This window comes from Burkholderia singularis (genome assembly GCF_001718875.1).
In the GTDB taxonomy this organism is placed as follows: Bacteria; Pseudomonadota; Gammaproteobacteria; order Burkholderiales; family Burkholderiaceae; genus Burkholderia; species Burkholderia singularis.
In genome coordinates, this window is record NZ_CP013449.1 from 1,715,181 (window position 1) to 1,741,898 (window position 26,718).

A 26,718-nucleotide genomic window follows, 5' to 3' on the forward strand; every position below is an offset into this window, starting at 1 on the left:
ACTCATCCCTTCCCAGCCACTATCGAAACCTATGGAGAACGTCCACGATGATTAATCATATCTATGGCGTAACGGAAGTCTTTTCTCTGTATCTTTGCGACATCCTGATCTGGCTGACTCGGAAGGAATGCCAATAAATATTGCCGTGCATGTGCCTATCCTGCCGGATAGGCACATGCACACCGGTTACGTCCCGGTCCACCGCACCGGCACCGTGAGTGCCCCAAGAAACGGTAACCGCACCGGTCAATGGCGGACTCCCTGCACGGTCTGCTCCCGGTAAACCTCCCTACGCCGGCCTGACTTGGATCTCCAATAAGTTTCCATCCCTGCGTTACTGAAGCCGTTTCCTCGTCCGCGCGTCCCATGCGTAACGGCAAGTGCCTCAATCTGACGACGACATTTCCACATTCGACGCTGCCGACAATCGAATTACAAAATACCGTCTCTTTGCGAGCATTATTCCAAACTAACGGAGAATCCACGTTGTGTAATCATTACAACTGAAATTTTTAACCACCCATAAAACTCACAACTCCCCGTCGCCTCTAAAGCTCACACACACTCGATTAATTACAGATAAATTAACCATTGTGAGTTAATTATCACACACAGAATCAGGAAAAACACTCGCGAATCGCTCAAAATCGCCGCAATCGCTCTGCATTCCCAACCATGCCGATTTAAATAAAATTACCCAAAATTTTAAAAAAATGTTGACAACGGCAATGGCGATCGATTACTTTGATTAAGAACATTTTCAAATCCCTCATTAAATAATCAATTTGCACCTATATCCAACATTCAATTATCACTTGATAATCAATTATCAAGACAACATCAACGAATACATCACGTTGTTATTTCCAGAATTCATTGAACGAATCCGGAATTCCGCCAAATACGTAATCCATATCCAAGTGAATTGAAGGGTCAGTGATGCCGATGCCGCTCCAAGCGCCTTCCCATCGAGGGGAACGGGTCGTCGATGCAATGTTGCACCAGATCGCGGCCGAAGGCGTCCGACATATCTTCGGAGTCGGAGGCGCCAATATCGAGGATCTCTATGATGCGATCGATTGCAATCGCAATATCATCGGGATCGTGGCAAAACACGAGTTTTCCGCAGTAACCATGGCCGACGGGTATGCACGCGTCGGCGCAGGGTTCGGCGTAGTCGCGGCAACCTCCGGCGGCGGCTGCCTCAACTTGATATCCGGGCTAGGCGAAGCCTACGCGAGCCGCATTCCTGTACTGGCGCTGGTTGGCCAGCCGTCCTCCGAGACGGCGGGAACCGGAGCTTTCCAGGACGGTAGTGGCCGCAACGGCAGTCTCGACATCGAAGCAATATTTCGTCCGGTTTCCGTATTCTGCCGATGCATCACCGAAGCTGCCGATGCGATGGATGCGTTGCACGCTGCCATCGCCGCAGCCAGACAAGGTGGGCCAGCGGTACTTTTGCTGCCCAAGAACGTTCAGCAAGCCCGCTTCGTTTCATCTAAATCATCAGTAGTGCAAATTTCATCCGTATGTACAGAAGCAGCCGCCAGCCGGATGAAACTTGACAACTGCGCCCGGCTGCTGGCTGGCGCAGCGTCGCGAATCGTCATTATTGCCGGTGATGAAGTCGCCCGGCGCGATGCCCGAGCACAATTGGCACAACTTGCCACCGCATTGAACGCATGTATAGCGGTGACCCCCGATGCAAAAGATGTGGTCGACCCGGCAGCGCCGTCTCTACTCGGTGTGGCAGGCATCATGGGGCATCCCAGCGTAGCCGCCGCGCTGTCGGACGCCGCGTTGTGCCTGCTCGTCGGAACCCGTTTGCCGATGGTCGCTCGTGGCGGATTGAAGCGGCTGCTTCGGGACATGCCGATATTGTCCATCGGCTCCGAACCGCCGTTCGTGCCGTCGACGCACTGGGCGACGTCGGACCTGCGGACTTGGTTGACTGAGTTGATCGACGCACTCCCGCCTCAACCCAAGACGGCACATCCAGCCATCGCGCCACTTCCCCGCTGTACGCTGCCGGTTCCGGATCACCAGGGACGCGGCCTTCGTTATGCCGATGCGGTCGGGGTAATCGATCGCATGACTCCGGCCGGAGCGGACATCTTCGTCGATGCAGGCAACACCGGTGCGGCAAGCATTCACCATCTTCCCGTGCGGAAAGATGGCCGCTTCGTGGCGGCGCTCGGTATGGGCGGCATGGGCTACAGTTTCGGCGCGGCCATAGGTTCCGCCTTTGCGCGCGGCCGACGCACCATCGTCGTCGCCGGCGACGGTGCATTCTACATGCACGGCATGGAAATACATACCGCGATCGAACATCACCTGCCGATCACCTTCATCGTGTTTGACAACAGCGCACATGCGATGTGTGTCACCCGCGAAAAAATCTACTACGACGCGCAATACAGCTTCAATCGCTTCCATCCTGCGCAGCTCGGCAACGGGATGGGCGCCATGTTTCCGAGGTTGCCTGCATTCACGGCAACCAACGTCGAAGAACTTAGCCACGCGCTTGCAGAAAGCGTCGTTGGCGACGGTCCGTCATTTGTGGCGGTATGTTGCGATTCGGCGGAGCTACCGCCCTTTGCGCCTTTTCTCGAACCCTTCATTTCATCCGGGAGACATTGATGACTACTCCACTGCCCGCACTGAGCGACATCGATACGGCACTGCCTGGCCTGACACGAATCGAAACCAAGCCGTTCGAGACGGTTAGCCCGATCATCCAGGGCATGATGCAGCCGGCCTATCCCCATGAGGAAGTCTTTGGTGATTACTGCACGGTCCAGGACTTCGTCGATTGTCCGCCAGACGAATTGTTCCAGTATCTGGCCAACACATACTCTCTCGAGGAATGGACCTACAGCTTGCGAGGACTCGTCGAAACAGACGAGCCAGGCCTCTGGGTAGCCGACGATAGATTAGGATCACAAACCAAGATCTATGTCCGCACGGTTGCCAATTCAAATGCACGCACAGTGGATTACCACTGTGCGTGGGATCAAGGCAAGCATCTCTGGATGATCTATCTGATGCGAGTCGTCGACGCCCAGCTGGTATTCAACAAGCCCGGCTCCGTTGTGCTATGGACCAATTGTCATCATCCTTTCTATGACCGCAATCCGTATCCCGAAACGGCGCCTGCCGATCGGAAACCTTGGGTCGGAGATTTCTGGCACATGTTCGGTGCCGGGCATTTGTTGGAGCTTCGCAATCTCAAGGCCATCGCTGAATACCGCAGCACGCACCGCCTTCCCGTTACGCCAGATTGGATGAGCGAGAGGTCGCGATGAAAGCCGTCAGTTTGATCGATGTATCGAGCTATCTGCCCGAAAACCGGGTCACTCTGGATTATTTCCTCGAGCATGCAGAGCACGATGAACTTGCCGAGAACGTCATGTTCCGCGCACCTCGATTCCGGCACCATGCATCGCCGGACGAAACCGCCACTGACATGATAGAGAGGGCATGCGCAGGAATGATAGAAAGGCATGGGAGATCGACGATTCAAAACGTAGATATCCTAATCACGCATTCCCAATTGCCGGACATTCCCTTTGTCGGTTGTGGCGGCGAAGTGGCGCATCGGTTCGGGATGCGTCCGGAGTGGGTTATCGATCTGCACAACGGTGGCTGCGCGTCATTCATCTACATGATCAAGCTTGCACGCCAGATCATGCAGTCGTCGGGCGCGCGCACCGCATTGATTGCCAGCGCGCAGAATTGCGCTGCACAGATATTCACTCAATCCGAAGTGCGCAAAACGGCGCAGGCCGCTATCCCCGGCGATGGTGCAGGAGTCGGTCTTCTCGAGTTGTCCGATGCATCGCCGATTCTGGACATTGAATGTCGTACCTACGGAAAATACGCTGGCGAAATGAAATTTGTGACCGATCCTCCTCGCAAATACTGGGAGGCGGGACCCGGCCAATGCCGAGTGGGGTTCACTGAAGAAAGCGTTACGAAAGTATTGCTGAGAGGCAGCCGTCAAGTTCCTGAAATCGTGCAAGTCGTTTGCGAACGAATCGGTGTGCCATCCAAGGATCTCGGCGCTTTGATCACCAACCAGCCGAATCGGACATTCCTGAAAAATTGGCGAACCTCTTTAAATATTCCACCCGAACGGCACCCTGACACCTTCGATCAGTGCGGAAATTTGTTCGGCGCGGGTATTCCCGTGACGTTCGATCATGCAGTCAGCTCAGGCCAGCTACAAGCGGGAAACGTCGTGATGTTCGCCGGCTTTGCACATACCGGAGATTTCGCGGGCGCGGCTGCCATCCAATGGGGCGGTCGTAGCTCATAGGCGTGCAAGCGCGGACCGTCTCCAGCCACCGGCCACCCAGCGCATGTTCAATCCGGTCGACTCGGTAGCGCTGTTCATGGCAGCGCTACCGCCTTCAGCAAAGGTTATTCATGACGACAATGCCACGTTCCATCGATTCAACCACTGCATCCGTTACACGCGGCCCCGCCGTCAATGACTGGATCGCCAGAATGCCGGCCTACCAGCCTGGCCTCAACGTCGAAGCCGAAGGCCAGTATGCGGTATACCTGTGCAACAACGAAAACCCGTTCGGTGAATCCCGTTTGCGGAAACTGGGGAAACAACTTCTCGAACATTGCAACATCGCTCGTTATCCGGACAATCACTATCCTGCGCTTCGATCGGCTCTTAGCCGCCTACACAGCATCGACGAAAATCAACTCTTGATTGGCAATGGTTCGTCTGAAATCTTAATGTTTCTGGCCCGGGCATTTCTCTCACGAGGCCGCACCGCGTTGTGCTCCGAATACTCGTTTTCGTTCTACTCGATTGCGAGTTCGATGACGGGCGCCGAAATCCGTTTCGTCCCATCAAAATACTATGGTCACGACGTCGACGCACTATTGGAAGCCGCCGCCGATGCACAGGTCATTTTTCTCGACAATCCGTGCAATCCGACGGGCCGTTATCTGAATGAAGTGACGATGCGTAGCCTGTTGCAGCACATACCGGAGTCGACGTTGCTCGTTGTCGATGAAGCCTACGTGGAATATGCGACGAGCCCGGACTTCAAGTCTTGCATCGGTTTTGTCAACCAATATCCGAATCTCGTTGTGGTTCGAACGCTATCGAAAGCCTACGGACTTGCGGGATTGCGCCTAGGCTATGGCATTTCGAATCCCATGCTGATTGGACAATTGGAGCGTGCGCGGCCGCCGTTCAATATCAATGCGTTGACCGCCGAGCTAGCCAGAATGGCGCTCGAGGATGCCGACTTCATTGCGGCTTGCCGCTCACACAATGCAGCCGAGCGCAAGCGGTGTCAGCAGCACGTTGAAAATGACCCAGCGGCAGCACATTGGATTTGACCCACCCGGGTAGGATGGGCCCTTTTTGGAGGGCCGGTGCTTACGAGGGAGGTAATCGTGGAAATACGTGTGTTGGCCCGCCAAGGATTAGGAATCCGGGAGATCTCGCGGGAACTGGGGCTGTCGAGGAACACCGTGCGCAAATACTTACGCAGTTGTGCTGAGCAGGATCGTGCGCCGCGATCGGGGCGCACGCAGAAGCTCGATCCGTTCAAAGCCTATCTGCATGACCGGGTTCGCGCAGCGCATCCGGCCTGGCTGCCGGCGACCGCACTGCTGATCGAGATTCGCGCGATGGGTTATGACGGAGGCCTGACGCGGCTGCGGGCCTATCTGCGGTCGCTGAAGTCGATCAAGGCGCCGGAGCCACTGGTGCGTTTCGAAACCGATCCGGGGCAGCAGATGCAGGTCGACTGGATTGTGTTTCGACGTGGCAAGCTGCCGCTATCGGCATTTGTCGCGACGCTTGGTTACAGTCGGGCGAGTTACGTCGAGTTCGTGACCGACGAACGATTGCCGACGCTGCTGGGCTGCCATGAGCGCGCGTTCGACTTCTTCGGTGGGGTTCCTCGCGAGGTTCTGTACGACAACGTCAAGACGGTGGTGATTGGCCGAGACGCCTATGGTCCCGGACTGCATCGCTATCAACCGGCCTTCCTCGACTTTGCGAAGCACCACGGCTTCGTGCCGCGCCTGTGCAAGCCCTACCGAGCCAAGACCAAGGGGAAGGTGGAGCGCTTTAACGGGTACCTGCGCCGCAGCTTCTACAATCCGCTGGCAAGCCGGCTCGCTCAGGATCGCCTCTCGCTTGACGCGACCACGGCGAACGCCGAGGTCGTACGCTGGCTGAGAGATGTCGCCAATGTGCGCATCCACGGCACGACTGGCGAGTCGCCGCTCGAGCGGCTCCTGCTCGAGCAACCGAAGCTGCAGCAGTTGCCGGAGCCGTGGCGCGCGAACCTGCCGTCAGCTTCCATGCCGACGATGCCACCGCCGTCGCGGTTCGATGATACGCCGCTGCAGCATCAGCTGTCAGTCTATCAAGCCCTGCTGACGGAGGCGCGTTGATGGACATCCAGCACGAACGTATCCTCGAAGCCTGTCGACAACTGCGCATCGACACGATGGGCGAGCAGTACAGCATGTTGGCAACTCGCGCGGCGGCGAACCAACTCACGTTTGCCGACTTCTTCGAGGCGCTGTTGAAGTCTGCGATGGACGCGAAGCACACGCGGACCAAATCCATGTTGCTGCGCACGGCCGGCTTCCCTGTACTGAAGACGCTGGAGGAGTTCGACTTTACGTTTGCTCACGGCGTTACCAAGAAATCGGTGCTGGAGCTGTCGTCGATGGCCTTCGTCGAGCGCGCCGAGAACATCGTGTTGCTCGGGCCGAGCGGCCTTGGCAAAACGCATCTGGCGATCGCACTCGGTTACATCGCAACGCAGATGGGGATCAAGACGCGCTTCATCTCTGCGGCGGATCTCGTCATTGCCTTGGCCGCCGCTTCCCGGCAGGATCGATTGGCCGACTTCCTGAAGCGCAACATCATGAACCCACGGCTGTTGATCATTGATGAGGTCGGCTATCTGCCGCTCGGCCGGGACGATGCCAATCTGTTCTTCCAGGTAATCGCCAAGCGGTATGAAAAGGGTTCCGTGATCGTAACGAGCAACTTGCCGTTCGGGCAATGGGACCAGACATTCGCCGGAGATCAGACGCTCACGGCCGCGTTGCTCGACCGCCTCCTACATCACAGCCATGTTCTACAGATCAAAGGCGAAAGCTACCGACTGAAGGACAAGCGAAAAGCCGGCGTGATCCGATCCCGTGCATCCGAAAGTGCTGAACAGCAACTGGAGATGCACGCCTAAGTGATGATCAGCAACATCGTTTGAACCTGGGTCAGGCGAAACCGATGGCCAGCAACTGGCGCTGACCCAGGGTCACGCAACATGCTGGGCATCAACTTGGTGACCCAGGTGGGTCAAATCTAATGTGCTGCACAACGGCCCAAGTGGGTCACTTCTAAGTTGCTGTTGACAGCGGCTGCAAACTCACCCAGTCATCGCTCCGTATTGTGTCGCAGCTAGCGAAGGAAACTTTCTATTGCTAAAGGCGCCGGATGGTTCGAACATCGTCGAACGCCTAAGAAAACATCACGTGCACGTGCGGGGGTTCCGCGAATATCCCGATCATATTCGAGTGACGATCGGCACTGTTCAGGAAAACCAAGCATTTATCGATGCGTTTTCAAAGGTAATAGCGTCGGTGACTGCCGAAACGCTCCACCGCGAAGTAGATCTTCCGAGTCCAAATCAGCGAGTGTGCAATACAGGTTAACAGCTCGAAAGCTACTTTCTCCGACGTAGATTGCTGCAACCGCTTGCTGCCACCACGCGGATCACAGCGACAATGTTCTTCGCTCACGGACAAGCCTACGATAAAAAGCACGCCCATGCTTTGCACTCGCCCACCTTCTTCTGCGCATATCGAAGCCGCCGTGCGGAACGCAGTTTCATCGGCATTGAGCGGCTCCCTGAACGCCGATCGTCATCCGCTCCGCAGAAAACCTGGGGAGGCCATAAACCCGCGTGCCGGCAAACCGATATCGCGACGCACCCACGCATCGGACTCGCTTGCAGCAAGCCGTCGAAGCATATCGATCGCTTGCTTTCCGGCACACGGGCCGGCGTGGTGCCTTAAATCATGGTAGTCCGAACAAACACTACCCAATTAGGCCGCCAGCCGTCGAAACATCGATTCAGCAAATTTGACGCTGCTAACAAATCGAGTGCGCATACCAGCCGACAACACTCTGAATGCTACTGTTTGCGTCATGCCAGGACCGCTGTTACACCCGATGTAGCTGCCGCTTCTTGCGCAGTTCGTCCTTGAACGCCACGATCGTCTCGACCAGCGTGGCACCATCACAAAATGGAATTTCCTTGCCAAGCGAATAAGATCGGACTCGCTCGGCAGGTGCGCCCATGTCGAAGCAGACAATCGGCAAGCCCAAATTCATGACTTCCGATACAACGAACGAAAACGTCTCCGGCCAGATCGAGGTGAACGCAATCATGTTGATCTGATGTTTGTCCACGAGATCTGACAGCTTGTCCCGCTCATACGCTCCCGTTACGTGAAGAACGCCCGACACTCGAGCCGCGTCGAGCGCGCCCAAGACGGTGATACGCTCACCCTTGTTCCTCCGCTCGAGCGCGTCGGCCATTTCCGCAACGATAGCGGCCCCCTTATGTTCGTTAATTCGACCAACCACGCCGATATTGAGCGGCCTATCGAGGTCAAACGTTATCTGCTTGACCGGAAAATCGGACATGTCATGCGGCCGGACCACCAGGCGACGATGATCGGCAAGTCCCGGATAAGCCTTCAGCAGCAGTTGAAGGCTCGCATTCGAAAAACAGACGATTTCAGCCGTCTGCGTCAGAAAGTCAAACCAGACCTTCCGCCAAAGACCGATATCCCGCTCGGCAAACAACGACACTAGGCCACTGCTCATCGCCGGCAGGCATTTTGCACAGCGCTGCAGATCAGGGATATTACAAAATTTCCCGTGATTATCGAGCAAAAAATGGGATGGGCAAATACTGTGATAATCGTGCAAATAAAATGTTATCGGCACCGCACGACTCGAATGAATCAATATCAATGCATGAAGCAACGACAACTGATTCGTGAAGGAAACCGAATTATTATAATGAATCCGGTTGAGCGGCAAACGCTGTAGTTCAGTGAACAGACGCTCGCCATTCACCGCGACTCGAACCAGTTCGTCGTCTACATGCAACTCGATCGCATAACGCAGCGACGGTAGATGAAAGGTGAGAAGCAGGACTTGCGCGTTCGACGAAACCAAATCGCGCATCAATTTCCTGCGAAACTGATTCGCGCCGCCCCCCAAATCATGATCGATAACGAGCACCGTCTCTTTTTGTTGACTCAGCCGACTCAGGATGCCGTCCAGTCCGCCTGCGACCTTGGGAGGCCGATTGCGAAGGTATCGTGCGGCAGCCGCTCCTAGATCCGTGAAGCGGCCCGATGCCGCAAAATGCCACGCGCGCCCCAGCAGATAGCGATACGCCTGAATACGCGTGCGTGTTGTAGCGCTCGAAACGCCTGACGCGGCCGCTTTTTTTTCCACCTCGCGGTCAGATGGGAGCGTGACGCTGCTGCCGTCCGCCAACGTAACCTTGAGCGATACGCTCGTCTTCCCCGAAAGCGGCAAATGTCCGAAATAATAAAACCCGCTCGCGCTTGCATGGATGACTTCCGGCATCGACCTCGCAACGTCTACCCGTTCAGTTCCATATGTGACGGGAAAATGCAATTCTTCCCCGTCCGAGCCGTGGCAAACGACAATCAGCCGCTTGATTTCGCGCTTGACATGCAGGGCCCAACCAAATAAGAGAAGCGCGCCATCTTCATTTACGGCAAGATGATCGATCGACCACCTGAATTCGGTCAAATCGTTTTCCCGGTCCAGTATTGGGGCATTGGATATATTCATATCAGTATTTCTTAACCCGTCGACGGCATAAAGCGCGTCAATTGCCAGCAAAGGCGGCAATTTCCGTGAATGGCACTGCACTTGCCGCTATACCCGTTGAATCGTAGTAACCGATCGCACCATCCGCGAATGCGTGAATGACCACCGAGCGGCGCGGCAACGATTGATCAAGACGAACCGACCCCGCATGCAACAGGTTTTCATGCCAAATCAGAACAGTGCCTTTTTTCGGGCGGTAAACGAAAGGGGTATATCGCGCCGACATTTCCTGATATTTCGGCACGATCTTGGCACCGAATTCGCTCCAGTCCGATCGGACCTTATTGCACCCCGTTCCATTTAAATAAATGCGCGGCTCGCGATGACTGCCCGGATAAACGACAAGCTCTCCGCTATTTGCGCAGATATCCTGCAGCGCGATCCAAATGCCGCACATATAGCCTGCGGGAAACGGCGTAAGGTGCACCGTGTCCTGATGCGCATCTTGCTGACTGCCGAATACGTAAGTCAGTGTCTGACAAGGCCGGGCACGAGCATTGAATACCAGATCGGCCAGGCGAAGATGGCGCCGATCGAGCCACAACTTACGTATGTTCGGATAATGCAGATGAAGATGTTCGATTCGCTGACTCGTCCCAAACTCATAGTTTTGGTACTTACGTTCAATCGCATCTTCGATTTCCGCGTTGACGGCATCGACCAACGCGTCGTCGATCACGTCTTCGAGAATCATGAAACCGTCTTTCACGAATTGGCGCAGCGCACTGGCCTCAGTGCCCGAAATCTCGCCCGAGCGCAGCAATGCAGCAATATGTTCATCCGCATCCGGCCGATCGAACCAAGGCGTCGCCGCGGTTTCGTCATAGGGGTAGTACGACGAATCGCAGTCTCCCGCGAATACCGGAGGCGTGCCGGCTTCGGCCAGAAGAGACGAGACCTTCACCGCCAGTCCATCGCGATGTTCGATCTTAAAAACGGTTTGTGCGCGAATCGTGTCGCCCAGCCATCCGCTCTTTGCCTTTGCTTGCAGCGTGTACGTACCGTTTTCGAACAGGTGTGTGTGAATATGAATATCGATCGGCAAGTCTGCTGCCCGCGCCGCGCTCAACTGAATGTCTTGCCTTCCGGCAACCTGGATCGATATTTCCGCGTTCGGCTTGAGCCGCCCGGTACCGTGCAAGGTGTACGTCAAAATCCCCGCAGTGCCGTCTTCGGCAAATTTAGCTTGTAGTTTCATTTTGGTCCCTAGTCGTTTTATTTTCGTCGCAACACGCTTTTCTCGCATTGCCCCCGTCCCGCTAAAACAATTTTCAACTCAACCGACGAGTCACTCCTTTTATGCCTTCCTGACGCAAAATCTCCCATGCACGTTTAGCATAGCGAGTCGCCTGCGACGGACGCGTCATGACGTCAGCAGCCAGATTGCGAATGCGGTTCCAATCCAGATTGTCTTCATGAGAAGGCCTGAAGCCTGGCGTTAATTGGCGCTTGAGCATATCGAGCCCGGGATCCGCTTGATCCCTCACGGCCAGGTTCGGATATTCGAGCACGCCTTGCTTGGTCACCCAGCCGAAGTACCCGCCGTTGCTTGCATCGAATGGATCGGCAAATGCTCTTTGCAAATCGACACGCTCTCGATAAATCAATCGGTGGAGCGGATCGATCTTCTCGCCATTCGAATACGCAGCGAACGCCCATTTGTATTGAGCGAGCGGATCCAATGCCAATTGAGCCGTTTCGCGTTCGTACCAATCGATCAACACGCCGATTTTCGACGCCGGCCGTGCATTGATCGACGCCATTACACGATGCGCGCCGCTATCAAAACCCGTGAAGTGATAGAAACCGAGTTTCTCGCCATTAACCTGGAACCCCTCTGCAAAGCTTCCCGTCACATCGCGGGTCGTGACGTTCCAAGGCGCCACGTTATGTCGCGGAGAGCGAATGATGGCAACGTCCGAGAAAAAGGCCGGCACGAGGTCGATCCAGCGCTGGTCTGTAAACAAGCCGTTCGGAATATCGGCGCGGCAAAAATAGTAAATTCGCTGCTTCCACCAGTTTGCAAACCGCAATCCCTCGTCCGTCGCCGAAACGCCGACGAATCCGAGGTTGTAGACCCCGTGCTTGAGGCTGCAAATTTCATTGTCGATCACCGCCGATAAGCGGCTTTCAGGCTCCGTTTGATGCGGTGTCAAAATAACATTCGATTCTTCGAGTGCCTCGAGCAAATCATCGACCCTCGAAAATAAAACCATGTCCGGATCGAAGTAGATCACGCGCTCCGTATCCGGGCGCAGCAGCAATTTTTCGAGCACGAACGGCTTGATCGCAGTCGACAGCTCCACGATCGAATGGCAAAACGTCCATCCTTTCCAGTCGGGAATGCCCAGTTCACTGATCGGGTGAACCTCGTCGAACGGCTCGTCGCTCAGATCGACATCTTTAGGCAGTATGTCAGACAGCGCAAGATGTAATTCGATTTCAGGATGAAGCTCGCGCAAGGAATTGAATAACATCCGAACTTTCGGAATATAGTTAAGCGCTGCGCTGGTAAATACAACGGTCTTCGTTCTCATGTTTTTTCAATCAAGGTTTCTTGGCCACATCCTGACCGGTTTTGATCTCCGCGTCGGTTGAATGCTCGGCGGCATGCGCAGCCAGCTGCAACTCCAACGCACGAATCCGCTCAAGCCGCTCATCCGCAAGGGCTTTCATTTCATCGAGCGCGGCATCGGCTTGCTCAAGACGTGTTTCGTGTGCCGCAGCGGTTTCCTTTAGCTGCTCTTCGAGAAGCATGAGTTTGTCGAGTCGCTCAATAGACAGCTCCTTGACTTCGTCCAATGCTTTATTGGTCTCGGCCAGTTGCGCATCCAGTGCCATCAGTTGAGCAAGCCGCTCCTTCGACAAGCGCTTCGTTTCTTCGAGCGCCAAATCAAATGCCGTCGCTCGCTGGTCCAGCACCTGAATTTCCGACAAGCGTTCAAGCGACAACCGTTCGGCAAAGCGAAAAGCTTTGTCGGTATCCCGAAGTTGTGCCTCCAGCGTATGAATCCGCTCGAGCCGCTCGTCCGCAAGCGCTTTCATTTCATTGAGCACGGCATCGGTCTGCTCAAGACGTGTTTCGCGTGTCGCAGCGGTTTCCTTTAGCTGCTTTTCGAGGAGCATGAGTTTGTCGAGTCGCTCAATAGACAGCTTCTTGACTTCGTCCAATGCTTTGTTGGTCTCGGCCAGTTGTGCATCCAGCGCCATAGTCTGGGCAAGACGCTCCTGCGACAGGCACTTAGCCTCTTCAAGCGCCAAATCAAATGCCGTCGCTCGCTGGTCCAGCGCTTGAATTTCCGACAAACGTTCGAGCGACAGCCGTTCGGCAAAGCGGAAGGCTTTGTCGGTATCCCGGAGTTGCGCCTCCAACGTATGAATCCGCTCGAGGCGCTCGAGCGTCAACTGCTCCAGATGGCCTTTGACTTCGAGAGCGGCGCGTAAATCGACTTCGAGTTGTCCTACCGCTGATCGCAGCGACTGCCTCAACACACCATACAACCGCGTGCCAACCGAAACCGATGCGCCATTCGAAATGGACAATGCCTGCGCACACGCAGAAGCCCGGTCGACAATCTCGACTGCATCATTCATCGCAAAACCCATCGGCCGCCGCGTATTGCCGTAAAACTCCATCCAATCGCATTGAAAGAGCCGGCCAGCAGCAGTCAGCCCGCTCAGCCACGCGGCGCGCGCGCGCTCGGTTTCGCCGTCATGCCAGCACAACAAGCCCAAACGCAACGCCGCTTCCACCACCTTCGTTCCCAGCGTCGGCGTGATGTCCGCGACATCTGCGCTTGCAATCTGCTCGAAACCCGCTTTTGCGCGAAGGCGATCACCGCTGCGCATGTCCAAGCGCGCACGCAGAAAAGTCAACGACACATGCCAACGCCTGACATGCGGATTGGACGAGCCGATCTCGAGATAAGCACACACGCCGGCATCCCACTGCACCAGCGCGGGTGGCCGGGTGCCGGCCGGCAGTCGCTCGAGCAAACCATAGCCCTTGACCGCGAGCGCCGCGCCGTAATCAGGTGTCTTTCTGTCATGACGGGACAGGACGTCGTCGGCGATGTCCATCAGCCCGTCTCGGTGCTGCAGGCGATAAGGAATTTCGACCATGCCGTGAACCAGCCATGGATTCTCGTAATGCTCGGCGAAATCCACGAGATGCGTTCGGCCGTTGAACGTCTCATGCACGGTCTCCCGATACACGACGCCGTGGCCGAGTTGCGGCGCTTTCATCCCGACGGCCAGCCACCACTCCGCCTCCACAAGGCCAGCCGATTCGAGCGGGACGGACTCGAGCAACCGCGGCCTCGGCACCCATTCGCATGCCACATCAAGCCGCTTGCAGCCGCTCGCGATCTGGCGTGTCGCCGATTCAACGATGAAGTGCTCGGCAATCTCGTTACGCAGCCTCTCCCACGTATACACATGAAAATGATGCGGATTGGGGTCCGCGCCAGTCTCGTCGCTCCAGTCGTTCGGCACGCTCGTCACGACCCGTCCGCCCGGCCGCAGGATTCGCGCAAATTCGCTCAGCAAGCGCCGCGGTTCAGCGACATGCTCCAATGTCTCAAACGAGACGACCACATCGAACGACGCATCGCCATAACCGCTCAAAGCGTCTGGCAAATAGCCAGCCACATAGCGCACATTTCCGCCGCCGAAACACCGGTTCGCATAATCAATCGCCCAGTCGCTGCCATCGATTCCAACGAACGTCGCTCCGAGCGACAAGTGCCGCATGACATGGGTGCCGTAGCCGAGGCCGCATGCGGCATCGAGCACCGCATCGTTCGGGCGTATGAACTGCGACGCCCATTCATAGCGAATCACGTGCGCATCGGAACGGCGGCCGGCCTCGCGCAGCATGTCCATGTGGAGATCGCGCTCTTCAAGAAGCCGGGGCAGCGGATACAGCACTGCGGCTTGCGCGTCGATCGGCTCGAGAAGTGTCGCGAGCAACGCATCGGCCCGCTCGAGATCCGCATAGCCGAACACCCGGTGGTAGTACGGATGCTTTCGGTAATCGAGCGAAAAACATCGCTTCTCCAGTTCGTCTCGCGTACCGATTTCGTCATCCGCCTGACGCTCGATGTAGACGCCCGCGATCCGCCTGCGCTTGACTTGCTCCAGCAGACGCCACAGCTCGCCCTCGGCCAGACCGACACAGACGAGACAAGCCGGATCGTCATCGAGCTGCTCCCGCACTTCGCAGCCTGCGTCATACAGCATATTTCGGCTCGCGACCGGCATTTCGCCGCACACGACGAATCGCGCCACGCCGAATGCCGTCAACAGCCGGCGCGCAATATCCATGTCACGCAACACGCTCTCCAGACATTTGGGCCGCCCCGTTTTCCAGCACCCGCACGCTGCAAACCGGGCAAATATCCGACACGCCGCCATACCAGCGTTCGAACCGATTCATCGACACGCGGAAGAATGCACTTTCATCCATCCAGTGCAACATGCGTTGGTGGCCCGGCGTCATCACCTTTTCTTCAGCGGCATACGACTGGATTTCGTAATATCCCTCGCCCAGCCGGCATTCGAAACGTTCGGACAATTCGATGATCTCGCCTGCGTGGAATACCCGCTCCCATGTCGATTCGGCTGCCGCGGCGGCATGTCGATTGACGATATCCTGATTGAAGGTGCCGCCCGAATAGACCTTGACGCCCTCTTTGTTACGCAGGCGGATGCCAAGATTGAGATGATTGATCGTCCGGTTGACGCGAAAACGCAATCTGACGTCGATGAGACCACCGGGATAGAACAACTGGCACGCGGCTCCATGCTCATCCAGCGTGGCGACTTCGAGGATCTCGACATCGAGATCGCCGAACGACATATCCGCCGTGCGATTGCGCCGCGGCATTCCGGCATCGTCGGCCGCCGCATCATCGTCCGGCGCTGCTGGCTGATCGTCGCCCGGCTCGGCCTCGGCAAGCGCCGGCACTTGAGCAAGCGCCAGCGATTGACGCGCCGACGACAGATATTCGAGCACGTCGCGCGCCTGCGCATTTTCCGCTTCGTGTAGCAGGCGGCGATATTCGAGCACCACTTCCGACGACGAGCCCGAGCATACGATACCGCCGTCCTTCAGCAGCAGCGCGCGATCAGTGAGCGTTCGCACCGACTCCTGATCGTGCGAAACAAATAGCAAGCTGCCGCCGTCGGAGAGGAACCGTTCGATACGCTCGTAGCAACGCTTCTGAAAAAGCGCATCGCCGACTGCCAATGCCTCGTCGACGATAAGGATGTCCGGCTCAAGTTGAACCTGAACGGCAAATGCCAGCCGGACCATCATGCCGCTCGAATAGGTCTTGACCGGTTGATCGATGAACGTTCCGATGCCCGCGAAACGCTCGATGCTGTCGAAGCGCTCGTTGATCTCATTTCGCGAGAAACCGAGCATCGCGGCATTGAGATAGACGTTGTCCCGCCCCGTAAACTCCGGGTTGAAACCTGAGCCGAGTTCAAACAGGCCCGCGAGACGTCCGACGGTCTCGACCCTGCCGACAGTCGGCTTCAGAATCTTGGCCACCACTTGAAGCAGCGTGGACTTGCCTGCGCCGTTCATCCCCAGGATGCCAACGCTCTCACCGCGCTTGAGGTCGAACGAGATATCGCGCAGCGCCCAGAATTCCCGATGAAACTTGCGATCTACGATCGCATTCGGCAAACGCCGCTGCAACGCATGCGGTAACGCACGCATCAACCAGCGTTGCCCATACTGGCGCAACCGGTCGGACGGATTGCTATAGACATTAAATTTTTTGCTGACGCCGTCGACGCGCACTATGTAATCAGAGGACATCGGCAAAACCCTCGGACGTTCTCGTGAACCAAATTAATCCCAGCCAAGCGACGAGCCAACCTACAACGATGGAGACGAAATACATGACGAGGCTTGGAACGGCTCCCCAGAGCAACACTTCGCGCATCGACTGTACTTGCGCAGCCAACGGATTGAACTGAGATAGCGTGCGGATCGCGCCGGGAGCATTCTGAGGCGGGTAAAAAATCGGCGTCAAGAACAACAACGCGGTCGTCACCAATCCGACCAATTGTGCGATATCCCGCACGTATACGCCGAGCGACGCCAGAAACCAACCGATGCCGAGCGCCACCAATGCAACCGGAATCAGGACCAGCGGGAACAGCACAGCAGTAGGCGGAATATGTCCGACCAGCGCCCATTCCCCGACAAGTAATATCGCGACACTGATGAACGCATTAATGGTTGCGGTAAAAACGGCCATCCACGGCAGAATGACCAACGGAAAAATCGATTTCTTAACCAGATTCGGCGAGGCCGTCACCAGCGACGGCGCCCGATTGATGCACTCCGCCAGGAAATTAAATACGATCAAACCGGCAAACAGCACAATCGGAAACGCGACACTTTGCTGCCCTTCCGCATTCCAACGGGATGCGAACACGACACCGAATACATAGGAATAAATTCCGAGCATTGCAAGCGGCATCAAAAACGCCCAAAATATCCCAAAATATGACCCTTTATAACGGGCTGACAAATCACGCTTCGTCATTTCCCAGAGGAGAGAGCGGTATAATCGCAGCGGGGCAAAAACCTTAAATGGGCTCATGAATTACCTTAATCACCGAATCTCACGCCAAGCCAAATTTATCAAAAAATATTTAATTTAATCACACAACTTTAGAATATGATTTGCCGCGACCAAACAGTTATCCCTCGGGTCTGCCCCCTCAAAGGATAAAACTGGCGTGTCGCGCTTATCGCCCACGCGAAGGGTAACATGGATGCGCTGTGGCGATCGAGGCCGGCGTAGAAAAGGGTTACCGTGCTTAGCAGGCAAGCGCGCATGCATCTGGCAAAGTTCGTTTTCAAAGAAGAAAATAAGGCGACCAAAGTTTCATGACCATTCACAAACCGTTTAGCTTATAGCGCCGCTCAAATCTTACGGTTAACAAGCGCCAGCTAAACCGTGCCATTGCATGAGCGTACTCAATTGCCATTGAGTACGCTCATGGTTGCCGCCGCCTGATTGGATAGGCTCGCCGTTTGATTCGTTCTTTTTCAGCGCATGGAAAAATTTTCGCTGCGCATTGGCATGGTCATCACTGCGACAACGCGTACTCGGCGCCGTGCAGTGCGCCGTTATAAATGATTGACTGCCGTCGAGAGTGAAATAAATTAATAAGGACTCCCGGATTAGCGGACCGGCAGCGCCCTAGTACCGATTCGTCGAAGGTCGTATTGCGTCAGCCAGTCGAATTCCTCGTTCGCTGCTGTTTCTCTTCTCGAACGCAATCAGCAAGGATAACGGCCCAGCTCGAACCGGTAACAGGCAAACGCAGGGCAATCACGCGCCTCGCGCATAGCACACGCCGTGAACCGCAAGGCGTCCCGCTGCACGAAGCCGCCGCCGTTGGCCGCACGGGTTTCATGCGCGCCTGCGAATGCCGAAGCACGCCGCGCAATGCAACTCGGCGCGTTCAGCTATCGAGTACATAAACGCCCGGCGCCGCCCCCCATCCTGGGTCCGGCTCGCGCGCCCGAACGTCGCCGGTCGAATGCCCGCGCAACCAGTCGCGCCAGCACACCCACCATGAACCCTGAATGGCCGCAACGTCCCGCACGAACTCGTGCCGGCTTCGATACGGCGCGCCCGGCTCGCGGGTCGCGCAACGATAGTGACGCCCAGGATGCCCCGGCTCGGATACGATGCCGGCATTGTGGCCGCCTGATGTCAAAACGAAGGTCAGCGCATTGTGCGTCAGCAGGTGCAGTTTATAGACGGAGCGCCACGGCGACACATGATCGCGCTCGGTGCCGACGACGAACATCGGCGCATTGATGTCGGACAACGCGATCGGCCGCCCGGCGACGCAGTAGCGTCCTGCCGCCAGATCGTTATCGAGAAACAAACGTCTCAGATATTCGGTGTGCATCCGATATGGCATGCGCGTCGTATCTGCGTTCCACGCCATCAGATCATTCGGCTTCGAGCGGCGGCCGAGTAAATATTCGCTCATCATCCTCGACCAGATGAGATCGCGTGCGTTCAGCAGTTGGAACGCTGCTGCCATTTGTGCCCCGTCGAGATAACCCTGCCGCCACATCAATGCATCGAGCGCGGCAATTTCGCTCGCGTCGATAAAAAGTCCCAGCTCGCCGGGCTCGCTGAAGTCCGTCAGCGCGGCGAGCAGCGTCACGGTGCGAAGCGTGTCGCCGCGGCCGTCACGCGCAAGCGCCGCCGCTCCGATCGCAAGCAGCGTGCCGCCCAGGCAATAGCCAATCGTATGCACTGCTTCACCGCAACGCGTGCGCACTTCGTCGAGCGCGGCAAACAGTCCGTCGTACAGATAATCGTCGAGCCCGAGGTCGCGCGCTTCGGCACCGGGATTGCGCCATGAAATCACGAACACGGTGTGCCCCGACTCGACGAGAAAACGGATCAGCGAGTCGTGCGGCTGCAAGTCGAGGATGTAGTACTTCATGATCCACGACGGTACGATCAGCGACGGCTCGCGCGCGACCTTGTCGGTTGCCGGCGCATATTGCAACAGTTCGCATAGCGCATTGCGCCACACGACGCGCCCCGGCGTCACGGCAACCTCCTGGCCGGGCCGATACGTGGACATGCGATAAGTTCGCGCGCCGCGCAGGCGGTCGCAAAGCTCGCTCCGATCGTCCAGCCAGTGCAGCGCGCCCGCTGCAAAATTCGCGCCGCCGCTGTGCAACGCCGCATCGATCACGACCGGGTTGGTCGCCGCGAAATTGCCCGGCGAACACGCGTCGAGGCACTGCCGTGCAACGAAGCGCACGAGCGCTTCGTGATGACGTTCGACGCCGGGCACACCGGTCGTCGCGTCGCACCACCAGCGCTGAGCGGCGAGAAATGCATCGCGATAACAGGAGAACGGCCAATGGGCCCAGCCGGGTGCGGTAAAGCGCGGATCGCCCGGCCCTTCGTGCACGGCCATGCGCGTTTCGTCGAGGGCGTCGACATGCGGTTCGGGCGGCGCCAATCCGCAAGCCGCGCGCCCCACCTGCATCGCGAGATCGAAGCATTTTCCCGGCGAAACCGCGAGATGCATCGACCAGTCGAGCACGGCAAGCGCGAGCGACGCCGGCGACAATCCGAATGTCATCGCCGCGACAGCGGCCCGCGTCGCGCGATTCCATTCGTCGGACGGTTGTTCGGGCAAATGCGCGCATTCGTCGGCGGCAAGCGGCGCTTCGCCGCCGCGCGCGGTGCGCGGCGGCAACACGCCGTCGGCGTCAACCGGCGCGCACGCGCTTCGTTTGGAACGCGGCGTCTTCATTGCATATGCATGCCGCCGTTGATCGCGAAATCCGCGCCGGTCGCAAACCCGGCGTCATCGGAACAGAGATACGCAACGAGCGCGGCAATCTCGTCGGGCCGGCCGAGCCGGCCGACCGGAATCTGCGGCAGAATGCGCTTTTCCAGTATCTCCGCCGGCACCGCCTCCACCATCGATGTCGCGAGATAGCCCGGCGACACCGTATTGACCGTCACCCCGTAACGCGCGAGTTCCCGCGCGAGCGCCATCGTGAAGCCATGCACGGCCGCCTTCGCGGCCGAGTAATTGGTCTGCCCGTAAGCTCCCTGCTCGCCGTTGATGGAGCCGATATTGACGATACGGCCAAAACCGCGCTCGATCATTCCCGGCACGAACGGCTTGGTCATGTTGAACAATCCGTCGATGTCGGTGCGCAACACCGTATCCCACTGACGCTTCGTCATCTTCATGAAGCTGGCGTCGGATGTCACGCCCGCATTGTTCACAAGCACGTCCACGCGACCGAATTCGTCGAGCGCGCGCCGCGCGCATTGCGCACACGAATCGAAGTCCGACACGTCGACTTCGAGCGCGTGGAACACGCGTCCGGCGTCGCGCTCGCGCGCCAGCCATGTCGCAACATGATCGTTGCGCTCGGTGTGGGAAACGACGACCGTCATTCCGGCCGCCAACAGCCGGCGGCTGACCGCGGTCCCGAGGCCGCCCATCCCGCCGGTCACGAAAGCCACCCGTTCAGTGTGCATGGGCCTCTCCTCGGTCGGCGCGCCGACCCGCCCGCGCGAGCGGCGCGAGCGGCGGCAACAGCTCGGCCGGCGCGGCGTCGATCGCAACGGCGGCTTCGGCCGCCGGACGCTCGAACGCACTGCTCCAACGGCGCAGCCCGTCGGCCTGCGCGTTCTGCGTCCAGTCGCGCACCGCAGCGGCCCAATCGTGCTGCATGCGCACGCTCATTTCGCTCGCCTGCTGCCAAATCGCCGCGCTGGCATTCAAATAATCGTGCAACGTCTTCTGGTTCGCTTCGACGAAAGCCCGCCAATCCGCCGCCGTCGCGAGCGCCGCGCGCACGCTGCGCGTGGCCGCGCAGTCCCGCTCGATTGCGCGCGCCTGCAGCCGCAGCCATTCGAGCCTCCAATCGTGCATGCTTGATAGCATCCCCAACCCGGCATCGCAGCCGGCGCGGTAACCGTCGAGCGACACCGCGATGATGTCAGTCGTCATCTTCACCCTCATCGATCGAGGCAACGGATGCGCGATCCGCCACGCACCGCCCGGCCGCTGCCCGGCGGCCCCATCACTGTGCGGCCCGGCATGCCGGCGCCGCTTGACCTGCATCAAGCGAACGGCAAGCGGGCGGCGGGCGGCTTCCGGCACCCATACCGTTGACCTGCATCAAGCGAAGCCGGGCGGGCGCCTCCTAGACTGAATCGCATCGACGCCAACCCCTCTCACGGAGCATGGGCGATGAGCTACAAAAGCCTGGTTGTACATCTCGACACCAGCGAACGCGCGCCCTTGCGGCTCGATCTCGCATTGCGCATCGCCCGCCGTTTCGACGCCCATTTGACGGGCCTGTTCGCGACTTTCACGCCCGATCCCGGCTCGTTCTACGTGATGGCCGGTTCGGCCGAGTACTTCGCCGAACACGCGCGCCTGCGCAACGAGCGGCGCGGCGCGATCGAGCGGCTGTTCCATGCGGAAACACTGCGCGCTCGCGTCAGCAGCCGCTGGGTGGCGATCGGCGGGCACGCCAATCAGGCGGCACTGCCATACGTGCGCTGCGCGGATCTGACAATCATCGGCCAAAGCAACCCGGACGATCCCGAGACCTTTATCGACGAGCACTTCCCCGAACGGTTGGTGCTGGCTGCGGGCAAGCCGGTGCTGGTCATTCCGCGCACGGGCTCGTTTCCGATTGTCGGCGAACGTGTGCTCGTCGCGTGGGACGGCAGCCGCGAGGCGACGCGCGCCGCGCACGATGCGCTGCCGTTTCTCGCGCGCGCCAAGCGCACGCTGATCGCGACGGTGGCTGACAAAGCGCGCAGCGAGCCGTTCGGCGAACGCATACCCGGCGCGGACGCGGCGCTCATGCTTGCACGCCATGCACCGGACGTGGATGTGGTCGACATTGCCGGCGGCCCCGGCGTATCGGTTGGCGACGCGCTGCTGTCGCGCGCGTATGAATCCGGCGCAGACTTGATGGTCATGGGCGCATATGGTCACGCGCGCTGGCGCGAACTGTTGATGGGCGGCACGACCCGCACGGTGCTCGCGTCGATGACGCTTCCCGTGCTGATGTCGCATTGAGCACGGCAATGCGGATCCGCACCCTGCTCGTGCTGAATGCCGGCTCGTCGAGCATCAAGTTCGCGCTGTACGCGTACCCGCCGCACGGCGATCCGGCCCGCCGGCCGCTGCACGAGGGCGAGGTGCAAGACATCGGCGGCCACGCATCGCTGCGCGTCGACAGCGAACCGCCCCGCATGCTCGCGGCGGCCGCCGGCGATCCGTATCAGGCCGCACTTGCGCCGATCATCGCGTGGCTCGACGAACGGCTGCCCAATCTGGACGTGGCTGCCGTCGCGCATCGCGTCGTGCACGGCGGCGCGCACTACGTCGCGCCGGTCATCGCCGACGACGCGACGATCGGCGCGCTACGCAAATTGATTCCGCTCGCCCCGTTGCACCAGCCGCACAATCTCGACGCAATCGACGCCTTGCAACGCGTGCTGCCTGGCGTGCCGCAAGTTGCCGTGTTCGATACGGCCTTTCATCACACGCTGCCGCGCGTCGAACAATTGTTGCCGCTCCCTCACGCATGGTTCGACAAAGGCGTGCGGCGCTACGGCTTTCATGGCTTGTCCTACGAATACCTGACGGTCGCGCTCGACGAAGCCTTCGGAACGCGCGCGCGGGGCCGCGTGATCGCCGCGCATCTCGGCAGCGGCGCAAGCCTGTGCGCATTGCGCGAATTGCGCAGCGTCGCCACCACGATGGGCTTCTCCGCGCTCGACGGCTTGATGATGGGCACCCGCTGCGGTTCGCTCGATCCCGGCGCGGTGCTGCACTTGCTCGATGTCGAACAGCTGTCGCATCGCGCGCTCGGCCAGTTGCTCTATCACGACGCGGGGCTCAAGGGGCTATCCGGCTTGTCCGCCGATCCGCGCGTGCTGCTCGCGCACGAAACCGACGACGTTCGCGCGCGCGACGCGCTCGCGCTGTACGTGCATCGCATCGTTCGCGAAATCGGCGCGCTCGCGGCCGTGCTCGGCGGCCTCGACATGCTGGTGTTCACCGCCGGCGTCGGCGAGCATTGCGCGCCCGTGCGCGAGCGGGTATGCGCGGCGCTTGGTTGGCTCGGCGTCGCACTCGATCCCCCGGCCAATGCAGCGAATGCACCTGTCGTCTCGCGCGACGGCAGCGCCGTGACAATCGTTGTCGAGCCGACCGACGAAGCCTGGATTGCCGCGCGCAACGCATTGCGGTTACTACGCCGCGCAGCGGGCGCTGTCACGCGAACGACTTCTGAACAGGAACTGCCATGAGCTACAAAACCTTGCTTGTTCATTTGGACAATGGCCGACACTGCGCGAGACGCGCCGCGTTCGCGCTCGAACTCGCCCAGCGTTTCGACGCGCATCTGATCGGCTTGTATGCGGCGGGCAACAACCCGTTCGAGCTGCTGTATCGCCCCGACAAGGCGCCGCTTGCCGAGGATCAACGGCAACGCGCGGCCCGGCGAGACGAGGCCAAGCACGCATTTCTGGCGGCGGCCGAACGCGCCGGCCGCAGCGTCGAATGGCGTGCGCCTGTCGGGCCTATTACCGAAGTCGCACCGCTGCACGCCAGGCATGCCGACTTGCTGGTGCTTGGCCAGCCCGACCCGGACGATCGCGCGGCCGACACCGCCCCGCGCCATTTTGCAGCCGACATGCTGATGGCAAGCGGCCGCCCCGCGATCGTGCTGCCACACGCTGCCGCACATGCCAATTGCGGGGAAACCGTGCTGATCGGCTGGGACGGCAGCCGCGAAGCGAGCCGTGCCGTCACCGATGCGCTGCCGCTGCTGATACACGCCCGTTTCGTTACGGTCGAGACAGTGCGGCCAGGCAGGCGGCACGAACCCGAAGCCGCGCCTGCCGGCATCGATGTCTCAGCATACCTTGCGCATCACGGCATTCGCGCGTCGTTCTCGACAACGCCATGCGATGCGGGCGGCGTCGGCGCGACGCTGCTCAATCGCGTAAGCGATTTGCATGCCGATTTGCTTGTAGCCGGCGCCTACGGCCATGCGCGTATATACGAACGCGTACTCGGAGGCGCAACGCATACGATGCTTGAAACGATGACCGTGCCGGTGCTGATGTCGCACTGATAACGGTGACAAGGGCGTGCGTTTGGCGGGCGAACCGCCTGCGCCAGCCGCGCCGCCATGCAAATCGAAAACAGGCATCATCACGTTGACGCGAACATGCATAAAACGCCTCGCGGCCGCTCCGGACCCGCCACGCCATCCAGCATAGGCAGCACCGGACAGCGGCACGCACGAACATCGAATCAGCGCGGCCCCGTGTGCGCTACCGCCGCGACGGTTTCTCGTCTGACGATTCACGCACCGATTCGCGCACCATCAGCACCGGGCGGTCGGCCATCCGCAACACCGATTCGGCAACGCTGCCGACCCACATGCGTGCCATCCCGCGCCGCCCGTGCGTTCCCATGACAATCAGATCGGCGTCGTATTGCGCCGCCGTCCGCGTCAGTACCTCGGGCACGCTGTCGCCGTCCGCGTCGATCGCGCGCACCGCGCCGCACACACTACGCTGCTGAAACGCCAGCTTCGCCGCTTCGAGCGCCGCTGTCGCGGCCGCAACGGCGAGTGCGTCCTCCCGCGTCGGTTCGTCGACGAAACCGCTACCGACATCGACAAGCCGCGGCGCGCGCTCGACGACGCACGCAGCCATCACCGAGCCGCCCGACGCCGCAGCGATACGCACTGCTTCTTCCAACGCGAGGCTGGCGCAACGGCTGCCGTCGAACGCTACAAAAATCCGCTGGTACATCTCTCCTCCCCCGATCATCGATTCGTTCACCGCAACCGCGGCATCATCCGCTGTCAGTCTGACGCTGCCACGCCATGACAGCTTGACGTCAATCAATTGCACGTGGCTTGCGGCATACGCAAACGACGCATTGCCCGATACGCCGGCGCAACGTTATTTGGAGAAATGTCTCAACCCATGCACAATCGCATAGCAACATCGAGCGTGCGCGCCTCATGCGCGGCGCTTATACACACGCCATAAAATCGGGCGAACGGCCCGAAAACACCTCATGACTGCCAGCGCGCCCTCCCCCAACGCCGCGCCGGCGCCGTGCTCCCTGCGTCAGGCAGCGCGCTGCCGATTGCGTAGCCGATTTTCCTGCCCGGCACGACTGCGTGTGTTGCGAACGCCCGCTGCCGCGCGAAGCCGCGTGCAAGACGCCGTTCGCGCATGCGTGCGGCCCCACCTCTACCGCTTCGTCGCGTCGCCACTTCCCGCAGCAGTCACATCGACCGCCAGCGTTGCGTGCGTCAGCCCGGCATGCCCGACTGCGGCCGCGCCGCAGTGGTCAGACGTCCAGCCGCGAGGACCGCTGCCATGATCAAAGTGCTCATTGCCGACGATCACACGCTGGTTCGCGACGGCCTGCGCCACATCCTGCATAACGCCAGCGGCTTCGAAGTGGCCGGCCAGGCGTGGGATGGCGCATCGACGATCGCGCTCGTGCGCGGCACTGACGCGCAAGTGCTCGTGCTCGATCTGTCGATGCCTGGGCGAACCGGCGTCGAACTGATCAAGCAGATCAAGGACGAAAGGCCCGCGTTGCATATTCTCGTGCTCACCATGCACGCGGAACAGCAATACGCAGTGCGCGCATTCCGAGCGGGCGCATCCGGCTATATGACGAAGGAAAGCGCGAGCGCCGAACTCATCGGCGCGGTGACGAAGGTTGCGGCAGGCGGGGTCTACGTGAGCCTCGCGATGGCCGAGCAACTGGCGCAGAGCCTGAACGAGCCCGCCGGCACACTGCCGCATCAGCGCTTGTCGGATCGCGAATTCGAAGTGTTCCGGCGTATCGCCGCAGGCGAGTCGATTGCCGAGATCGCGCAAGCCCTGTGTGTCAGTGCGAAAACGATCAGCACCTACAAAACCCGGATTCTCGAGAAAATGCACATGCCGCACGAAGCCGCGCTCATTCGCTACGCGATACGACATAAGCTGGTCGACGATTCGGACGAGGAATAACTCGACGACAGCAAACTTGCACGGGCGGCGCGTGCAAACGCAATCGCATCCATCCAACGCCCACGGCGCTCGGTACGCGAAAAGCGGAGTATGCAACGGATAAATGCCAAGATCACCGCTCTCGCCCGGTACGGCGACCAAGCGTGCGTCACCCGCATCGCGCACCTG

20 protein-coding genes are annotated in these 26,718 nt (G+C 59.1%); 10 read left to right on the forward strand and 10 right to left on the reverse strand.

The annotated features are described in order from the left end of the window. Positions 1 to 993 precede the first annotated feature (993 nt). The 6 genes from AQ611_RS22930 (at position 994) to istB (ending at position 7,241) form a co-directional block, all read left to right on the forward strand. Positions 994 to 2,640 carry a thiamine pyrophosphate-binding protein gene (locus tag AQ611_RS22930; RefSeq protein WP_197517139.1) on the forward strand — a complete coding sequence of 549 codons (1,647 nt, stop codon included), beginning with the start codon at positions 994 to 996 and terminating at the stop codon, positions 2,638 to 2,640. Further along, entirely contained in the window at positions 2,640 to 3,305 is a 666-nt protein-coding gene (locus tag AQ611_RS22935) for a hypothetical protein (RefSeq protein ID WP_069236179.1), read from the forward strand. The genes AQ611_RS22930 and AQ611_RS22935 overlap by 1 nt, the downstream gene beginning before the upstream one ends. Further along, positions 3,302 to 4,318 (forward strand): 3-oxoacyl-ACP synthase III family protein, encoded by a 1,017-nt coding sequence (locus AQ611_RS22940; RefSeq protein ID WP_069236180.1) that lies wholly within the window; start codon positions 3,302 to 3,304, stop codon positions 4,316 to 4,318. Before AQ611_RS22935 ends, AQ611_RS22940 begins: the two co-directional genes overlap by 4 nt. A 110-nt stretch (positions 4,319 to 4,428) precedes the next feature. Beyond that, on the forward strand, positions 4,429 to 5,367 hold the full coding sequence (locus AQ611_RS22945; protein WP_083237519.1) for a pyridoxal phosphate-dependent aminotransferase: 939 nt from the start codon (positions 4,429 to 4,431) through the stop codon (positions 5,365 to 5,367). Between the two features lie 36 nt (positions 5,368 to 5,403). Further along, the gene (gene istA / locus AQ611_RS22950; RefSeq protein WP_069233719.1) at positions 5,404 to 6,435 is read left to right on the forward strand and encodes an IS21-like element ISRme20 family transposase; all 1,032 of its coding nucleotides are present in this window, start codon (positions 5,404 to 5,406) and stop codon (positions 6,433 to 6,435) included. Beyond that, entirely contained in the window at positions 6,435 to 7,241 is an 807-nt protein-coding gene (istB, locus tag AQ611_RS22955) for an IS21-like element ISRme20 family helper ATPase IstB (protein ID WP_059515728.1), read from the forward strand. Before istA ends, istB begins: the two co-directional genes overlap by 1 nt. A 980-nt stretch (positions 7,242 to 8,221) precedes the next feature. Here istB and AQ611_RS22960 read toward each other — a convergent pair. From AQ611_RS22960 to AQ611_RS23000, 9 genes are all read right to left on the reverse strand, one after another. Next, the gene (locus tag AQ611_RS22960; protein WP_197517140.1) at positions 8,222 to 9,949 is read right to left on the reverse strand and encodes a glycosyltransferase; all 1,728 of its coding nucleotides are present in this window, start codon (positions 9,947 to 9,949) and stop codon (positions 8,222 to 8,224) included. Further along, positions 9,936 to 11,135 carry a phytanoyl-CoA dioxygenase family protein gene (locus AQ611_RS22965; RefSeq protein WP_180978191.1) on the reverse strand — a complete coding sequence of 400 codons (1,200 nt, stop codon included), beginning with the start codon at positions 11,133 to 11,135 and terminating at the stop codon, positions 9,936 to 9,938. Before AQ611_RS22965 ends, AQ611_RS22960 begins: the two co-directional genes overlap by 14 nt. A gap of 73 nt (positions 11,136 to 11,208) precedes the next feature. Next, complete coding sequence (locus AQ611_RS22970; RefSeq protein ID WP_197517141.1) at positions 11,209 to 12,474, reverse strand: glycosyl transferase; 1,266 nt, start codon at positions 12,472 to 12,474, stop codon at positions 11,209 to 11,211. 10 nt (positions 12,475 to 12,484) lie between these two features. Next, on the reverse strand, positions 12,485 to 15,262 hold the full coding sequence (locus tag AQ611_RS22975) for a methyltransferase domain-containing protein (RefSeq protein WP_069236185.1): 2,778 nt from the start codon (positions 15,260 to 15,262) through the stop codon (positions 12,485 to 12,487). Between the two features lies 1 nt (position 15,263). Beyond that, the gene (locus AQ611_RS22980) at positions 15,264 to 16,748 is read right to left on the reverse strand and encodes an ABC transporter ATP-binding protein (RefSeq protein ID WP_197517142.1); all 1,485 of its coding nucleotides are present in this window, start codon (positions 16,746 to 16,748) and stop codon (positions 15,264 to 15,266) included. Between the two features lie 7 nt (positions 16,749 to 16,755). Next, on the reverse strand, positions 16,756 to 17,559 hold the full coding sequence (locus AQ611_RS22985; RefSeq protein ID WP_069236187.1) for an ABC transporter permease: 804 nt from the start codon (positions 17,557 to 17,559) through the stop codon (positions 16,756 to 16,758). An 871-nt stretch (positions 17,560 to 18,430) separates the two neighbouring features. Next, positions 18,431 to 20,263: a PHA/PHB synthase family protein gene (locus tag AQ611_RS22990; protein ID WP_083237523.1), complete on the reverse strand. Its 1,833-nt coding sequence runs from the start codon at positions 20,261 to 20,263 to the stop codon at positions 18,431 to 18,433. Next, entirely contained in the window at positions 20,260 to 21,006 is a 747-nt protein-coding gene (gene phbB, locus AQ611_RS22995; protein ID WP_059518772.1) for an acetoacetyl-CoA reductase, read from the reverse strand. Before phbB ends, AQ611_RS22990 begins: the two co-directional genes overlap by 4 nt. Next, positions 20,996 to 21,481, reverse strand: coding sequence for a hypothetical protein (locus tag AQ611_RS23000; RefSeq protein WP_069236188.1), 486 nt, complete (start codon positions 21,479 to 21,481; stop codon positions 20,996 to 20,998). The genes phbB and AQ611_RS23000 overlap by 11 nt, the downstream gene beginning before the upstream one ends. A gap of 243 nt (positions 21,482 to 21,724) precedes the next feature. Between AQ611_RS23000 and AQ611_RS23005 the strand changes: the two genes are divergently transcribed. The 3 genes from AQ611_RS23005 to AQ611_RS23015 are packed head-to-tail and all read left to right on the forward strand — an operon-like array spanning position 21,725 to position 24,635. After that, positions 21,725 to 22,567 (forward strand): universal stress protein, encoded by an 843-nt coding sequence (locus tag AQ611_RS23005; protein WP_069236189.1) that lies wholly within the window; start codon positions 21,725 to 21,727, stop codon positions 22,565 to 22,567. Positions 22,568 to 22,575: 8 nt separating this feature from the next. Further along, a complete protein-coding gene (locus AQ611_RS23010) occupies positions 22,576 to 23,805 on the forward strand; it encodes an acetate/propionate family kinase (protein WP_069236190.1) in 1,230 nt (409 codons plus the stop codon). Then, entirely contained in the window at positions 23,802 to 24,635 is an 834-nt protein-coding gene (locus AQ611_RS23015; RefSeq protein WP_069236191.1) for a universal stress protein, read from the forward strand. The genes AQ611_RS23010 and AQ611_RS23015 overlap by 4 nt, the downstream gene beginning before the upstream one ends. Positions 24,636 to 24,837: 202 nt before the next feature. On the opposite strand, the gene AQ611_RS23020 is transcribed toward AQ611_RS23015, so the two are convergent. After that, positions 24,838 to 25,323 (reverse strand): universal stress protein, encoded by a 486-nt coding sequence (locus AQ611_RS23020; RefSeq protein ID WP_069236480.1) that lies wholly within the window; start codon positions 25,321 to 25,323, stop codon positions 24,838 to 24,840. Positions 25,324 to 25,902: 579 nt separating this feature from the next. Here AQ611_RS23020 and AQ611_RS23025 point away from each other — a divergent pair. Further along, positions 25,903 to 26,550, forward strand: coding sequence for a response regulator (locus tag AQ611_RS23025; RefSeq protein ID WP_069236192.1), 648 nt, complete (start codon positions 25,903 to 25,905; stop codon positions 26,548 to 26,550). The last annotated feature ends 168 nt before the right edge of the window (positions 26,551 to 26,718 follow it).

Excerpts from the sequence above, each read along its gene's own strand:
- AQ611_RS22930 (WP_197517139.1), top strand. The coding sequence starts at position 994 with ATGTTGCACCAGATCGCGGCCGAAGGCGTCCGACATATCTTCGGAGTC.
- AQ611_RS22935 (WP_069236179.1), top strand. The coding sequence starts at position 2,640 with ATGACTACTCCACTGCCCGCACTGAGCGACATCGATACGGCACTGCCT.
- AQ611_RS22940 (WP_069236180.1), top strand. The coding sequence starts at position 3,302 with ATGAAAGCCGTCAGTTTGATCGATGTATCGAGCTATCTGCCCGAAAAC.
- AQ611_RS22945 (WP_083237519.1), top strand. The coding sequence starts at position 4,429 with ATGACGACAATGCCACGTTCCATCGATTCAACCACTGCATCCGTTACA.
- istB (WP_059515728.1), top strand. The coding sequence starts at position 6,435 with ATGGACATCCAGCACGAACGTATCCTCGAAGCCTGTCGACAACTGCGC.
- AQ611_RS22965 (WP_180978191.1), bottom strand. The coding sequence starts at position 11,135 with ATGAAACTACAAGCTAAATTTGCCGAAGACGGCACTGCGGGGATTTTG.
- AQ611_RS22970 (WP_197517141.1), bottom strand. The coding sequence starts at position 12,474 with ATGAGAACGAAGACCGTTGTATTTACCAGCGCAGCGCTTAACTATATT.
- AQ611_RS22975 (WP_069236185.1), bottom strand. The coding sequence starts at position 15,262 with ATGGATATTGCGCGCCGGCTGTTGACGGCATTCGGCGTGGCGCGATTC.
- AQ611_RS22985 (WP_069236187.1), bottom strand. The coding sequence starts at position 17,559 with ATGAGCCCATTTAAGGTTTTTGCCCCGCTGCGATTATACCGCTCTCTC.
- AQ611_RS22990 (WP_083237523.1), bottom strand. The coding sequence starts at position 20,263 with ATGAAGACGCCGCGTTCCAAACGAAGCGCGTGCGCGCCGGTTGACGCC.
- phbB (WP_059518772.1), bottom strand. The coding sequence starts at position 21,006 with ATGCACACTGAACGGGTGGCTTTCGTGACCGGCGGGATGGGCGGCCTC.
- AQ611_RS23000 (WP_069236188.1), bottom strand. The coding sequence starts at position 21,481 with ATGACGACTGACATCATCGCGGTGTCGCTCGACGGTTACCGCGCCGGC.
- AQ611_RS23005 (WP_069236189.1), top strand. The coding sequence starts at position 21,725 with ATGAGCTACAAAAGCCTGGTTGTACATCTCGACACCAGCGAACGCGCG.
- AQ611_RS23010 (WP_069236190.1), top strand. The coding sequence starts at position 22,576 with ATGCGGATCCGCACCCTGCTCGTGCTGAATGCCGGCTCGTCGAGCATC.
- AQ611_RS23015 (WP_069236191.1), top strand. The coding sequence starts at position 23,802 with ATGAGCTACAAAACCTTGCTTGTTCATTTGGACAATGGCCGACACTGC.
- AQ611_RS23020 (WP_069236480.1), bottom strand. The coding sequence starts at position 25,323 with ATGTACCAGCGGATTTTTGTAGCGTTCGACGGCAGCCGTTGCGCCAGC.
- AQ611_RS23025 (WP_069236192.1), top strand. The coding sequence starts at position 25,903 with ATGATCAAAGTGCTCATTGCCGACGATCACACGCTGGTTCGCGACGGC.